The organism is Aliiglaciecola sp. SL4 (assembly GCF_041538045.1).
Lineage (GTDB): Bacteria > Pseudomonadota > Gammaproteobacteria > Enterobacterales > Alteromonadaceae > Aliiglaciecola.
This window is the reverse complement of sequence record NZ_JBGOSE010000005.1, coordinates 345,652-361,374: the sequence shown is the minus strand read 5'-3', so window position 1 is coordinate 361,374 and position 15,723 is coordinate 345,652. Positions and strand designations below refer to the sequence as shown.

Sequence of the window (15,723 nt, the reverse complement as noted above, 5' to 3'; positions counted from 1 at the left end):
GATTCCATTCATGGCCTCTGTAGGCGGGTGCTTTAGCCCCGCGCAATTGGCATGGCCCCACGGGCTGAAGCCCATGCTACAAATCTGATGATAAGATTCCATTCATGGCCTAAAGGTCATGTTACAAAACCACGCTCACCTGTAGGCGGGTGCTTTAGCCCCGCGCAATTGACATGGCCCCACGGGCTGAAGCCCGTGCTACAAATCTGATGATAAGTTCCATTCATTCATGACCTAAAAGGCCATATTACGAGCCGGTGCCGCCTACGGTTAACTCGTCCACTTTAAGGCTAGGCTGACCAACGCCAACGGGTACACTTTGCCCATCTTTGCCACATACGCCAACCCCTTTATCTAGACTGAGATTATTGCCTATCATCGAGATTTTTTTCATCACCTCTGGACCGTTACCAATCAAAGTGGCTCCTTTAATTGGCGTAGTAATCTTACCATTTTCAATTAAGTAAGCTTCAGAGGTTGAGAAAACGAACTTGCCTGAGGTGATATCCACCTGGCCACCACCAAAATTCGGTGCGTAAACACCTTTATCAATACTACTAATGATTTCTTCAGGACTATATTGTCCTTCCAGCATAAAGGTATTGGTCATCCTCGGCATTGGTAGGTGAGCATATGATTCTCTGCGACCATTACCAGTAGGATTGACTCCCATTAGACGCGCATTTAATTTATCTTGCATGTAACCAGTCAATACACCATCTTCGATTAACACATTTCTTTGTGTCGTCGTTCCCTCGTCATCTACAGATAATGAACCTCGGCGATTGGCTAGGGTTCCATCGTCCACAACAGTCACCCCTTTAGCCGCAACTTGTTGACCAATTTTGCCACTGAAGGTTGATGCTCCTTTGCGATTAAAATCTCCCTCAAGTCCATGCCCGACCGCTTCATGTAACAAAACCCCAGGCCAACCAGCCCCCAATACAACAGGCATCAATCCGGCAGGTGCTTCAATAGCTTGCATATTCACTCGCGCCATGTGAATTGCTTCATCAGCTAATAATTGATAACGGGTTTTCTCACCGTCTAGCTGTAAAAAATAGTCATATCCATAACGTCCGCCCATACCAGCGCTACCGCGCTCTCTTCGTCCATCATTTTCGATCAGAATGGAACAATTAAGTCGAATTAAAGGACGTATATCCGTGGTAAAGGTGCCATCTGTTGCTGCAACTAGTACCTCTTCATAAACCCCACTAATACTAACTACCACTTGGGTGGCTAAGGGTTCTTTATCACGAATGTACTTATCAACATCTTGTAATAAGGTAATTTTTTGATGTTCTTGCATACCAAGAATAGGATTCTGAGCAAAGTATCGAGCAGAAGATTGCTTAGGAGCACTAGCTGCAACCTTAAAAGTGCCGCCAGAATTGGCAATACTTCGAGAGGCTTTGGCCGCTTTATTTAGTGCTTCTTGACTAATATCATCTGAGTACGCGAAACCGGTCTTCTCTCCGCTAACAGCCCGCACACCGACACCTTTTTCAATATTGTAACTACCGTCTTTAATAATTCCGTCTTCCAATACCCAGCTTTCATGCTGACTGGATTGAAAATAAATATCGGCAAAATCATTTTGATGCTGACAAATGAGGTTCAAGGCGGATACGACCTTATTGGGATCCAAATCTGCTGCATTTAATAAATTTTCTTCGACCAAATTAGACAAGGTAACTCCTGAATTGATTATGTTGCTGAACTGGCATGTTAGTGCGAATTCTACTTATTTCATTGGCATCAAATTTAGCACTAACCGCACCACTGCCAGTTTCTATCTCACACAAGGTGTCACCCCAAGGAGAGATTACGCAAGAATGTCCGTAAGTTTCACGACCATTTGCATGAATGCCGCCTTGGTTAGCAGCAACTAAATAACATTGTTTTTCGATGGCCCTAGCTTTTAATAAAGGCTCCCAATGTGCTTTTCCGGTTGCTCGGGTAAATGCACTTGGCAACACTAAAACATCAATGTCTCCCATTGCCGTAAACATCCCAGCAAAGCGCACATCATAACACACGGCAACACCTATTTTGCCGAAAGGTGAGTCCACCACAACAAGTTTGTCGCCCGCTTGAGTATATTTCGACTCTAAGTAATTTCGTGTTCCATCTTCTACTTGTACATCGAACAAATGGATTTTTTGATAATCATCTACGCGTCGTCCAGTATCATCATAAATCAAACAAGTGGCGGTGTATTTACCAGATGTCGAAGTTGAAATGGGGATAGTTCCAGCGATTAGCCAAACTTTATATTTTTTTGCCATGGCCGACAAAGCATCTTGGATAGCGCCCTCACCAAGTTCTTCTGCAATTAGCAGCAACGCAGAATCTCCTGCGCCAAAACAGGCAAAACACTCTGGCAATACAATTAAGTCTCCCGGCTGTTGCTGAGAAACATATTCTTCAACGTGTTGCAGGTTAACCGATACATCTGGACTTGAAACTAACTGACATGCGACTAAATTGGCCATTAATACCCTCTCGTACCATCTATTTGTAAATTAACTCTTTCATCGGGAGGAACCTGAGGCGAAACATCTTCATCATCGAGTTCAACAGGTGTATTTCTTGCTGGTAGTGCCACTTCTTTACTTTTTCTATCCAGCTCTGTGAGAATCGGCTCATCCAAAGTGCCGGTAACTGAGTACTTAACATTCGAAATCACTTTTGCCTCGGTAAGAACTTGATCGATTGCCAATGCTGCGATAGCGGTTGCTGGATTAACCATCCAATAAACTAACAATGGCAAACTAGAGGTCACGTTAGGTGTGAATTCAATTTGATAATTTAGCTCTTTACTAGATAAATCAGTGAAGCCCGCAATCAACATTTCACCTGCAGCACCGTCAATTACCATATCTTGAGTTTCAGCTTTACCGTTGACAATTTGTAATGAACCATCCATTTTGTCGTAGAAAAAGCCTTTCGCAAATACATCTCTAAAATCTAAACTTAATTTTCGAACTAAAGATTGCAAACTCAAGAAACTAAAAATCCGCGAGCCTTTATCACTCACCTCTGACAGATAGCCGTCAGTCAGTCGCCAATCAATATTTCCTCCTAAACTGGCAACCGAAAATTTATGAGGAGCATCCTGCCAATTCAGGTCAAATTTGAAATTGGCTTTCGAATCTTTGATGCCAGAGTCAAAACCAAAGCCTTTAATCAAAGCACCAAAGTCAGGGCTATTGAGCTCTCCGGTTAAATTAGTACTTGAACCTTGTTCACCAATAAACCAGTCTCCGCTGGCGTATAAAACCCCATTACTGTTATTAAACCTCAAGCTATCAATCTGCATACCTGTAGGTGATCTAGATAATGAAAAGTCGACTTTGCCTAGATCTTTACCAAACAACTTGCAGCTCTTACAGTCAAAACTAACCGGTGGCAAATTTTGTAGATCAGGAGTGTGTAATTCTGCAGCTTGCTCACTTTCATGCCACTGAGCCAAATCGATAAAATCAGCTTTAATATCGACACCACGGTTCAACCAATCATTATATAAAGTAACTTTGGCGCGAATTTGTTCAGCATTGAAATCCAATAGCCAGTCACCATTGGAATGTTTAGCAACCAATTCCAATTGATTGATTTTTTGACCGGCTACGATCATGTTATCAGCATTAACATATACCCGTTGTGGGGCGGCCAAAATAGGTTTTTCATTGTTACGAGGAATATCACCAATTAAGCTGGCAATAGCTTGATACCAAGCATCGAAATCTGCGTCTTCGACATTAGCTGAAATGCTAAAACCTAGCCCCATTGCTAAGGACTCACTTTCGCCTATGGTTAAATGCGCTCGTGAAAATTGCATACTGTCATGGGGTAATACCCCTTCAAAGGAAATAGAATCACCAAGTAACATGCTGAAATTAGAGGCTTGATTGCTACCATTTCCCGTTACAAATAACTGTTTAGCTTGCCCACTACTTTTGTTAAACGGTGCAGGTAGGCTAGACGTTACGCCCTGTAAATTACTAACCAATTCAAATTCGTAGGCATAACTACCTTTATTTAAAGTTAGCTGGGTATTTGCTTGCCAAATAGCATGACCATCAAGGTATTTATTCATGCTTGGCTGATGGTCTTGCAGTAATGGCTGAACTTGCCAGTCTCCCTGAAGCTCAATATCAGCTTTGTATGCTCCACTTGGATCAGAGTAGCCGTCAAAGTTTGCGGTAATTTGTTGGTCTAATAACTCACCTGTGAGCCCGTTAAATTCAACCTTCTCGTTGGCAAAGGATACTTCACCAACCATGTTATTGAAATTCAAATTAAGGCTAGGTAAATAAACTGGATTTCCAGCTAACCTTACTTGCCCCTTTGCCAACACATTTTTACCGGTCAAAGGAATGTGCAAATCTAACTTGGTATTAAGATTCCCGCTAACTTTTACTCCGTCAGTTAATACGGTACCTAAACTATTAGCCAAAAAGCTATCTAGAATTAATGCTGTGACATCCGCACTATCGGCACTAACATCAGCTTGTATGTTCAACACTGTGCTTTTGTTGAATTGTGGGATCTGCGCCGATAACTGAGAAAAAGCGACGTCCTTCAATTTACCTTTGTGGGCTATCATTGAAAGGCCTTTATTTTCGAACAAAAGATCAACATCTAAATCTGTGAGTTGTGGCCAATCATGGGCAAACTTAAATTCGCTGTCATTCACATCAATACTGATTTGAAATATTCCCTGATGATTTTCAAACGGGAATTGATCCAGTGAGCCTTGCCAAAGCACTTGAGTAGAAGCTAATTCACCACTAAGCATCGCGCTTTGTAGATAGGCTTTAGTTTGTGTACCCATATAATGATCTGGAAATAGGTTTTTGGCTTGCTGCACATTGAGCTTGCCGATGTTAGCAAATAAATTCAGTTGCTTATCTTTACTATCAAAGGCCATTTGCAGATCTAAATTTAAATCGTTGCCGTGTAGCGCTAAGTTGGGTATATCAACTCGCACACCGCGAGGTTGCCAGTCGAAAAAAACATCAAAATCGAGAGACTGGTAAGTTAAATTTTGATCTAATGTATTGTTCGCAATAAACTCACCCTCACTACCAGAAATTGACAACTTCCCTAGGTTATCGAACATATTGAAACTGCCCACGACATTATCGACACCCGGCAAACCATCCACCTGATTCCAACTGACATTGGAAAAGTTCGCATTAACTGAAAACTGCTGTCCAAACATAATTGCTAAATCATCTATGCGCGCATTGGGCTCAAGTTGATCAATAATATCAATGGTTTTTTTATCAAATGCCAGAGGTAATACCGGTAGTAATGAACGAATATTTACGGGCGTAGACATATCAAAATGAGTTACACCGTTGCGTCCAATGTGCCCTGTCCAACTGGTTAATAGACTTTGTTGTTTTGACTCTAAAATTAGGTCATCAATGTTAAATTGCCATCCCTGCGCATCTGGTACACCGCGAATTCTGCCACCGACTATAGCTGCATCTACCTGACTTTCCGGTGAGGTCCAAGAGAACTCACTTTTACTCAGTATCATTTGCACATTTTTAATACTGTTTTTATTCAATTCCGCCCAAAACGTAAAATTCCCTCGACTTTGGGTGAGTTGATTTTGAGTGCGAATTAATTGATTTAGCCAAGGAGATAAATCCAATTCTTCACCGCGAGCATAGAAAGTGCCGCTGAGGTTGTCTTTATCACCCATTAAATCGAGACTAAAGGTAGTGGAGTTATTAGCCAGCTCCACCACTCGCAATAAACCTTCACCTTGGTGGCGATTATCTTTATTCAGCCAGCGCAACTGCTGTATTTGAATGAGCTGTTGATCATATTGTGTGGTGACATCAATGACACTGTTACTAATCGAAAAACGCTGCAATTGTTGTAAAAACAAATCTTCCAGTGCGCCTACTACGGGAAATTCGCTTTCTGAGGTTTGAATACGCGCTAAATTAACGGATAACGCTAAGCCGCTTAATTCAAAGCGCCGAGACTGGATTTGTCGAGCGACAATAGAGCTCCAAAAATCTATTTCAATTTGGGTGTCTTCAATTTCTAAGCCAATGGGAGATTGGGTATCTTGTTGCAGTTTGATGTTTTTAAGAACCAATGAGGGTCCACTTTTGGCCCAAGTAGCGGTTAATTCGCCAATGGTTAAATTAATGCCATAACGATTGCTCAGCCAAGATTCAATTTGCTGCTTATTGCCATCCAAGTAGGGTAACGAAAAACGCACTATACTCAGGCCTACTGCCACCACCACTAACAACACAGCAGCTAGTGTCCATAGTTTTCTGACTAGGTAGGCGGCATAGAATGAAGCGGGTTTCACATCATTACCACATCGAACTTATCTTGGTTGTATAGCAATTCAGTTTGTATTTTTATCTGTTTAGAAACGAAAACCTCTAACTCAGCTAACATATGAGACTCTTCGCCTAACAAAGCTTCTGCAACTGCTTGAGATGCATAGACAACAAATTTATCTGCGTCATAAGCACGGTTAACTCGCACTATTTCACGCATAACTTCAAAACAGGTGGTTTCAACTGTCTTAATTGACCCCCTCCCCTTACAGGCTGGACATTCGCCACATAAAATATGCTCTAAACTTTCACGCGTACGCTTTCGGGTCATTTCGATTAGACCTAGGGCGGTAAACCCGTGAATATTAGATTTCGCGCGATCTTTGCTCGTGGCTGACTCTAAGCTGTGTAGAACTCGACGTTTATGATCTTCATCGGTCATATCTATAAAGTCGATTAAAATCATTCCACCGAGGTTTCTCAATCTAAGTTGACGAGCAATAGCTTGAGTAGCTTCGATATTGGTATTGAAAATAGTTTCTTCTAGATTTCGATGACCTACAAATGCGCCTGTATTAATATCGATAGTGGTCATGGCTTCGGTTTGATCGATGATTAAATAACCACCCGATTTCAGATCCACTCTGCGCTCTAATGAGCGTTGCGCTTCATTTTCCACATCATACAAATCAAATATGGGTCTTTCGCCTTGATAATACTCAAGCAGCTTGTTCAGTTCAGGCACATACTCTTGGGTAAAATGCTGTAGTTCTTGAAATGACAATTTAGAGTCTATTCTTATGCGATCTAGCTGAGTACCAACAAAATCTCGTAGTACTCGTCTTGCTAAAGGTAAATCTTCATACAAAACATTGCCTTTACGGCCTTTCATACGGGATTGAATTTTGGCCCACAAACGCTTCAAAAACTCCGCATCTGAAATAAGTTCTTTTTCCTGAACCCCCTCAGCTGCAGTGCGAAGAATAAAGCCGCCATCGTCACTACAATATTCTTGAACTAAGGATTTTAGCCGCTCGCGTTCTGCTTCATCTTCGATTCGTTGAGATACACCTACGTGGTCAACACTGGGCATGAAGACTAAGTAGCGAGAAGGAATAGTAATATCAGTGGTAAGCCTTGCGCCTTTCGTTCCAATGGGATCTTTAACCACTTGCACAACAATGTCTTGGCCATCTCGCAGCAAATCACGAATGTCTTTTTTGGCAATTGCTGTAGTCGACATTTCGTCACTCACTTCATTGTGAAAAGCGATGTCAGAAGCGTGTAAAAATGCAGCTTTGTCTAAACCTATATCTACGAAAGCTGCCTGCATGCCAGGTAACACTCGACTTACCTTGCCACGATAGATATTGCCCACCAAACCACGCTTAGTGTGGCGTTCAATATGAATCTCTTGCAAAATACCGTTCTCAATCAAGGCAACTCTTGATTCAGAAGGGGTTACATTTATCAGTAATTCAGCACTCATACAGCTCAATACCTGCCTGTTTAATTAATTCACTGGTTTCGTACAAAGGTAATCCAACCACCGCACTGTAACTACCATTGATGTGTTTTACAAAATTCCCTGCAAAACCCTGTATACCGTAAGCTCCGGCTTTATCTTGTGGCTCGCCAGTTTGCCAATACCATTGCATTTCAGCTTCAGTTAATAACTTAAAACGAACCTCAGTTTCAACCACAACATGTTCGCTACCTGCAGAGGTTTTCAATGCAACAGCCGTCATCACTCTATGTTGGTTATCACTTAGTTGCATCCACATCTGCCGAGCATGCTCAAAATTATTAGGCTTCCCTAAAACTTGCTCATTTCTGCCTCGACCTACAACCACTATGGTATCGGCACCTATTACGCCATCGACTTGAGTAAATTGACGCCAACCTTGCTGAGCTTTCTCAATGGCCAATCGAACTACATAATTGTTAGAGTCCTCATTTGCCAATTGAGTTTCATTTATATCAACATTAAGTGTAGTAAATTTTAAGCCAAGTTGACTTAAAAGCTCTTTTCGCCTGGGTGATTGAGATGCTAGCAATAACATATGAGACCTTAACTGATTCTGAATTGCCGTCTGACTTTCCGTAATAGACCGAATATCCATGGCCACACAAGCATAGAAGTCAATACTGGCCACAGGTAAGTAAACAGAAAAATCACATCAGTTTGTAAGTGTTGTAACCAAAAAACCACTAAGTGATACAACGCAGACAAGGTGCCAATTATAAAGGCTTGTTGCCACAACGAATAATTACGCAAGCGTTGATAATTCGATACCAAAACAAATATGTTGATACTCATGGCAAAACTATGCACACCTAAGCTAGTTCCCATTAAAATGTCTAGAACCAAGCCTACAATAAAGGCCATTCCAACATTAACTCGGTTTGGTAATGCTAATGCCCAATAAGACAGTACCAGTAAAACCCAGTCGGGCCTAAACTGCTCAACAGTTATGGGCATAGGTACAATTTGCAAAATTAACGCAATAATAATACTTAAGAAAATAGCATAATTGCGCAGTTTCATTGGCGAACCACCGTTAGTGCAGGTTGCGGCATTATAGGTTGCGTGGGCGCATCTGCTGGCCATAGCAATAATAGATACCTTAACCTATCGAGCTGAGCAATAGGAGTAGCAGTAACAAGTGCAAAAGGACGACTTTCATCACGAATAATAGAAGTGATAGTTGCGGTGGGGTAACCTTCAGGAAACACGTTGCCTAAACCTGAGGATACCAATAAATCGCCTACTTGAATGTCAGCGCTGTGGGCGACATGTTCCAACACAAGTTCATCAAACTGTCCTGAGCCGCTAGCAATAAGTTGAACATTATTTCGAGCATTCCGCAGGGGGATGGCATGGGTAATATCCGCCAACAACAGGACACGACTGTTGGTAGTGCCTACTTCCATTATTTGCCCAACAATGCCTTTATCGTCAAGTACAGTTTGTCCTTCATAAACGCCGTTTATGGCGCCCTTATCAATGATAATTTGCAGGCTAAAGGGATTGTTATCGACGGCCATCAATTCTGTCACCATTTTTTGGATAGGTGCAGATACTGGGGCTCCAAGCAGTGTTCGTAAACGATCGTTTTCAGCTTCTAACAAATCAAAACGTTGCAGTTTTTCAGACATTTTCACTGCTTGTAGCGTTAAGCTTTCATTTTCTTCAAGTAGTTTTTGATGAGTAGAAAACTTTTCGGCGCCTGAACTTAACATTTGTCCTGGCAAGCTGGCGATATACTGAAGTGGACTAACGATGGAGTTTAAATAGACTTTTACTGACGCGAAACCATCATATTTGTGGTCAACAAAAATGAAGATAATAGAAACGAATAAGGCCAACGCGAGTCGACTGACAAGTGATGGCCCTCTGGTAAACATGGTATTCATTTAGGCTAAATACCTGTTTGATAGTGTGTTTAATAAATTAACAATGTCTAGCACAAATAATCCCTTACTCTCAGACTATTCGTAACTAAACAGGTCACCACCATGAATATCTATCATCTCAAACGCTTTACCTCCGCCACGAGCAACACAGGTTAGCGGATCATCAGCGATTACTACTGGAATACCGGTCTCTTCCATCAGTAAGCGGTCAAGGTCTTTTAACAATGCGCCACCGCCAGTTAAAACCATTCCGCGTTCAGAAATATCAGATGCTAATTCAGGCGGTGATTGTTCTAATGCAACCATAACTGCAGAAACAATTCCGGTAAGCGGTTCTTGTAATGCTTCTAAAATTTCATTGCTATTGAGCATGAACCCTCTAGGTACACCTTCAGCCAAGTTACGACCTCTAACCTCAATTTCGCGAACTTCTTCGCCAGGGTATGCTGCGCCGATTTCGTGTTTGATACGTTCCGCTGTTGCTTCACCTATGAGTGAACCAAAGTTACGACGAATGTAGTTAATGATAGCTTCATCAAATTTATCACCACCAATACGCACTGAAGATGAATAAACCACGCCGTTTAATGAGATAATTGCCACTTCGGTAGTACCACCACCAATATCTACCACCATAGAACCTGTGGCCTCAGATACCGGTAAACCTGAACCTATTGCCGCTGCCATAGGCTCATCAATAAGGTACACATCCCTTGCTCCCGCACCTAAAGCAGACTCACGAATAGCACGACGCTCTACTTGAGTTGAACCACAAGGCACACAAACTAAAACTCGAGGGCTGGGTTTAAGAAAATTATTATCATGCACTTGCTTAATAAAGTGTTGCAGCATTTTTTCAGTCACGTAGAAATCGGCGATAACACCGTCTTTCATTGGACGAATTGCTTTAATGTTTCCAGGTGTTCGACCCAGCATTTGTTTTGCGGCAGTACCCACCGCGGCAACACTTTTTGGACCGCCTGCGCGTTCCTGACGAATTGCAACTACTGAGGGCTCGTTCAAAACGATCCCCTGACCTTTAACGTAAATAAGCGTATTTGCAGTACCGAGGTCGATTGATAAATCGTTTGAAAACATTCCTCGAAGCTTTTTAAACATGAACAGACCGCACCCTGTTGGAGATAGACATAATGATCCGCTAACTTTACCAATGCACCCTTAAATCAGCAAGTAAAGAATAGATATATACGGCGTTAACCACAAAAGAATTGTAGTTTTTGGAGGTTTATGAGGAAATTGGGCGAATTAGCGATGAAATCGACAGGATTTTCAGCAAGTCGAACAAGTTCATGGCCTAAAGACCATGCTACAAGATTGTTAATCTGTGGGCGGGTGCCTTAGCCCCGCGCAATAACGGGTAATCTAAACCTGTAGGCGGGTGCTTTAGCCCCGCGCTCGGTCAAATCATTTCCATGGCCTAAAGACCATGCTACAAGGTAGGTAATCTGTAGGCGGGTGCGTTAGTCACGCGCTCGGTTGAAGCGTTTCCATGGCCTAAAGGCCAGGTTACAATCTTATTAACCTGTAGGCGGGTGCCTTAGCCCCACGCAATAATGGGTAATCTAAACCTGTAGGCGGGTGCGTTAGTCACGCGCTCGGTTGAAGCGTTTCCATGGCCTAAAGGCCAGGCTACTTATTAATTACCGATTTCACGCCAATGTATGATTCGATCGTTGCCGCGAAATTGCCCAAAGGAAACTATCGCCGATGGGTTACCAATCCCAATCTCGCTGCCATTCCAATCATATTGCAAAAAATCATCCCAGGTGATTGAGCTATCACCAACGGGTAACCACTCAATCCGGTACTCACCCATTACTGAAATATCGTTATTTTTGACAGCAATACCTTCAAATCCGAGAGTTTTCCCACTTGTCATCCCAAAATCACTGGTTAATATACTGATAGCCGATGTAGAGCCACCACTGGTATCAGTAATACTGAAATCACTGGCTGTTAAGGATAATGAGGTACAAGTATCATCAGTATTTTGGATGAATTCGCTACCATTAAAGTACTCAGTTGAAACGGGTAATAGTATATTCTCAGTTTCTGGGCCAAATCCATTATCAATCACTATCCTTCCCCATCGGTATTCAGTCCCACCGATAGCAGATAAATTAACTAAATTATTGGTGTCATCCAAATCACCCAGCGACGAAACAGCATCACAATCATCATTTAGATCGTAATTTTGATGGTAACAAATCGGAGCACTGGAATAGGTATTGTCAGTAAAGAAACTCGGCAAAATATTCATTTCCAAACTAGCTGAAAAAGGTCCATAAGGGGTCGTTGATTTAGAATAGTTGATCTGAGCATTGTTTATGGTCAAGGTTCTACTACCCGCAACCCCTTGATCCGTAACATCCATATCTGGAGAGCCAAAAAAGCTAATGCTGCCAACATGCCCAGCATCAGACAAAACAATATAATCTTCACTTTTAGACCCTAACCAAGTCCATAAACTATCTAATTGATAATGGGTTGTAATGCTTCCTTTGGCGTTCATTGCAGAAACAACGAATTGTGGTACTGTCGCAAAAGTTGTGTTCTGCCCCAAATAGGTAAAACCAGATGTCACTGCGCAACTATCCGCTAATTGCGGTGCGGTAGTATCAACTTCAAAATAAGCAGGTAAAAATAAGCCTAACGTAATAGGAGCACTGCCTTCTGAAGTAATTGAACCAACCGTATGACCAAAGTAATTTGCATCGCGAATATCTAAATTAACCGAGCCATATTCAGCGTAATCAGCGGCGAAGCTATAGACTCCGTTGCTACTAGTAATATTGGTATTACTGGCGGTTATTACGCTTGATGTAAAACTGCCAACTTCCGAGGCAATAATAGTGTCGCTTTGAGCATAAGTTAGTACACCGCTGTCACCGGCAATACTTGCAGGGAGAGTGCGCTGCAGCCACAATTCGACCTGCTGAGGATGATAGTTAGGTAGGATCCCATTTTCACTTCCCCGAGCTGTCACCTGTAAGCCAAAATCGACGCCAGCACGGCTCAATGCCGTACTTGAAGTGGCTTCAATTGTTATATGATCAGGGTAAACCACAAATTGCGTTGAACCATTGATATAAGTTGCTCCATCAATTTCACCCTGCACAGATAAACTAATTTGCCCGGCATCGTCATAAGAAAACCCACTTAATGAAGCATAACCGCTGCTATCAAAGGTTAAAGACACAGCAGCATCCGAACCAGAAGCAATAGGACTAGACCCAGTTTGTACAGGAGTTAAACAAACACCTGGATCATCACAACTTAGATTAAAGGTAAGATTTTGCGTCCCCTCAAGAGCAGCCACACAAACGTTACTACCACTAGAATCATCGCTTCTAACAGCTCTAAGTTGAGCAGAAGAAAAGTTACTTTCAGCGATTTGGTCAGGGAAAGAATCTGAATTTGTAGCGCCAATAAACTGAAAACCAGCATCGCTGAACGTTAATTCACAATTATCTCCTGAGCCACCTGTGCACTCAACATTTTCGTCGATCACATCTAAAGTGACAGTGCCAGCGTCAAGTTTAGTTAAAAGTACACTTGCAGGCGTATCTCCTAAGATAGTCACACTGTCTCCATCAGGCCAACCAGTGCTTGGACTCATTGCCACAGTGATATCTCGATCATAAAGTTCACTACAGCTTCCATTAGCACAGGCTTTGATGGTGACCGTCTCAGGGTCACAGGTTAAACCATTGCCATCATGCTCAATAAGATATTTATACACGTAGGAGCATGTACTAAGTGCATCTTTGTCGAAATTAACTTGCTCGCTGGTTTGTACGTAATTATAAATTCGAACTTCATCAAACTCACCATTTGCCGAATTTTGAGTACTGCCATTAGATAGATAGGCACTACGATTATCGCCAATATATAAGGTGTCAAACTCCCCTAATTCATTACTTAAACCCGTTTGAGAAGTAATCGAAACGCTTTGTTTAACGCCATCCAAATAGATTTCACTCACTTTGGATGACAAATCATAAGTTAAGGCAACATGCACCCAAGTATCCGCGGCGTAGGAAAGGCTGAGTTGAGTTTGAGCTCCAAAATTAAGGCCGTTTTCGTCCTCAAGTTTAAAATCAAGCTTGCCGGTACTTAAAATGGCAAGGTAAAAGAATCGTGAATCGCCCACATCAGTTGATGCATCGAATAACTGTCTGGAATTACCCGAATTCCAAGCTTCATTACTACGATACCAAAAAGAAATACTGCCCATGTTGCCAATAACATTAACGTCTAGACCAGTGTCGATTGCATTAAACTCGCCGTCTACGCTCGAGTTAGCTGGTATTTCCAGCGCTCTACAGGCGACTTGTTCTGACGGGTTAATAGGAGATGCCAAACCTAACGCTGTAGCATGATAGCCGTTACTTGAGGAATCTATAACCGCCCCTGCTCCTAGCCATTCCTCCTCTTCAAATTGATACTGGGCCAATAAAATGTCAGTTTTACAGGTTAAACAAACGCCTTCTGACTCGGCAAACAGATTATCCACTTCAGCTTGACTCAACTGCCCTCGGTATAAGCGCACATCATCTATTTCCCCCATAAAGTAGTCTTTTAGGTCTTCAGGGGCAGATTCATTGTCACCAGTATGAGAGGCACCAGCGCCTAATATTATTGGCTCCGGGTTTCCTGAAATGCCACCGGTGTAGGTATTCGTTGCTACTAATTGTTTATCAATGTAGATTTTTACGCCCGCGCTGCCGAAGGTATAAACTAAGTGATACCACTGATTTTCTGAAATTAAATTCGCGCTCGAACTAATATTGTAGGTGTTTGAGGTGGATTCGTGGCGAGCTTTGATGGCGCCATTAGAACCTACATAAATGGTTAGGTGGCCACCACCACTATCAAAGCCCGCCGAATCCTTAGAAAATAAGGCACGGCCTATCAAATCGGTATCAATCGGTGGATCTAAGTCATCAATTCGGAACCACATAGCAATACTGCCACTAGTTAATTCAAAATTAGCATTATGTGGAATATTTAGATGCTCTCCATTGCCTGCATATTCACTGGCTTGGCACAACTTACCGTTAACGTCGATGTCCGCTCCATCAATGGCTGTCCCATTTGCTCCTGCAATAATATCAATCACTTCACCACTAGAGCCATCTAAAGAACATAAATCCATTGGCCAATGGGATACTAAAACCGAGTCTAAACCGTCACAGTCTGGCACTGCATCAGCCAAACTTCGTACTTGGGAGTATGAAAGTGGAAAGTCGAAAATATATACGTCTTCAAATTGTCCGTTGGCTGAATTACCGGTTCCATTGTATAGAATATAATTAGAGCGATTATCTCCAATGTACAGAGTATCCATATCGCCCATAATAGTTCCAATTCTGCTATCCGATCTTGACACAACTGACGTTGAGCCACCGGTAATTACATAAATTTGGATACGTTTATTCGATAAGTCCCAAGTTATTGTGATATGCACCCACTGATCTGCTGCATAAGACAAACCAGTGCGTTGAGCAACTAAATCGTAATCTGATTCATCTTCTATGCCAAATTGTAAGATTCCTCCACCTAAGGATAGAAAGAAGGACTTATCTTGGCTAGGAGCTTGATTAGACGCATCAAGTAACTGTCTCTTTGTTGAATTAGACCAAGATAAGTTACTGCGATACCAAAAAGAGATACTGCCGGCATTGCCTACCTGATTTAAATCAAGTTGTGTATCTACTGCATCTTGCACAGAAGTACTTGTATTCATGGGAACGTTCAATAAACGGCACGTACCGGCTGAGTAAGAGTAAGGCGAGACATTTCCGATGGGGCTTCCGTGATTGTTTTTAGCGGAACTATCTAAAACAGAATTACTATCAGCCCATTCCAATTGATTAAATTGATAAAAAGCTTCAAGTTCATCGGCATTAACACAACAACTTGTTAGAAATAAAAAAACAATTGTATTTAGTAGTCGCAT

At 42.1% G+C, this 15,723-nt stretch carries 9 protein-coding genes; all 9 read right to left on the bottom strand.

All coding sequences use genetic code 11. From position 1 onward, the window contains the following. Nucleotides 1-247: 247 nt before the first annotated feature. Nucleotides 248-1,693, bottom strand: coding sequence for a metalloprotease TldD (gene tldD, locus AB6T38_RS10205; RefSeq protein WP_372547217.1), 1,446 nt, complete (start codon nt 1,691-1,693; stop codon nt 248-250). Continuing rightward, nucleotides 1,686-2,498, bottom strand: a complete 813-nt coding sequence (locus AB6T38_RS10200; RefSeq protein ID WP_372547216.1) for a carbon-nitrogen hydrolase family protein — start codon at nt 2,496-2,498, stop codon at nt 1,686-1,688. The genes tldD and AB6T38_RS10200 overlap by 8 nt, the downstream gene beginning before the upstream one ends. Then, entirely contained in the window at nt 2,498-6,349 is a 3,852-nt protein-coding gene (locus AB6T38_RS10195) for a YhdP family protein (RefSeq protein ID WP_372547215.1), read from the bottom strand. The genes AB6T38_RS10200 and AB6T38_RS10195 overlap by 1 nt, the downstream gene beginning before the upstream one ends. Next, a complete protein-coding gene (gene rng, locus AB6T38_RS10190; protein ID WP_348492294.1) occupies nt 6,346-7,812 on the bottom strand; it encodes a ribonuclease G in 1,467 nt (488 codons plus the stop codon). Before rng ends, AB6T38_RS10195 begins: the two co-directional genes overlap by 4 nt. Next, nucleotides 7,802-8,386 carry a nucleoside triphosphate pyrophosphatase gene (locus AB6T38_RS10185; protein ID WP_372547214.1) on the bottom strand — a complete coding sequence of 195 codons (585 nt, stop codon included), beginning with the start codon at nt 8,384-8,386 and terminating at the stop codon, nt 7,802-7,804. Before AB6T38_RS10185 ends, rng begins: the two co-directional genes overlap by 11 nt. An 8-nt stretch (nt 8,387-8,394) precedes the next feature. Next, nucleotides 8,395-8,871 (bottom strand): rod shape-determining protein MreD, encoded by a 477-nt coding sequence (mreD, locus tag AB6T38_RS10180; RefSeq protein WP_372547213.1) that lies wholly within the window; start codon nt 8,869-8,871, stop codon nt 8,395-8,397. Beyond that, entirely contained in the window at nt 8,868-9,740 is an 873-nt protein-coding gene (mreC, locus tag AB6T38_RS10175; RefSeq protein ID WP_372547212.1) for a rod shape-determining protein MreC, read from the bottom strand. Before mreC ends, mreD begins: the two co-directional genes overlap by 4 nt. Before the next feature lie 75 nt (nt 9,741-9,815). Continuing rightward, a complete protein-coding gene (locus AB6T38_RS10170) occupies nt 9,816-10,859 on the bottom strand; it encodes a rod shape-determining protein (protein ID WP_008843593.1) in 1,044 nt (347 codons plus the stop codon). A gap of 538 nt (nt 10,860-11,397) precedes the next feature. Continuing rightward, the gene (locus AB6T38_RS10165; RefSeq protein ID WP_372547211.1) at nt 11,398-15,723 is read right to left on the bottom strand and encodes a DUF6701 domain-containing protein; all 4,326 of its coding nucleotides are present in this window, start codon (nt 15,721-15,723) and stop codon (nt 11,398-11,400) included.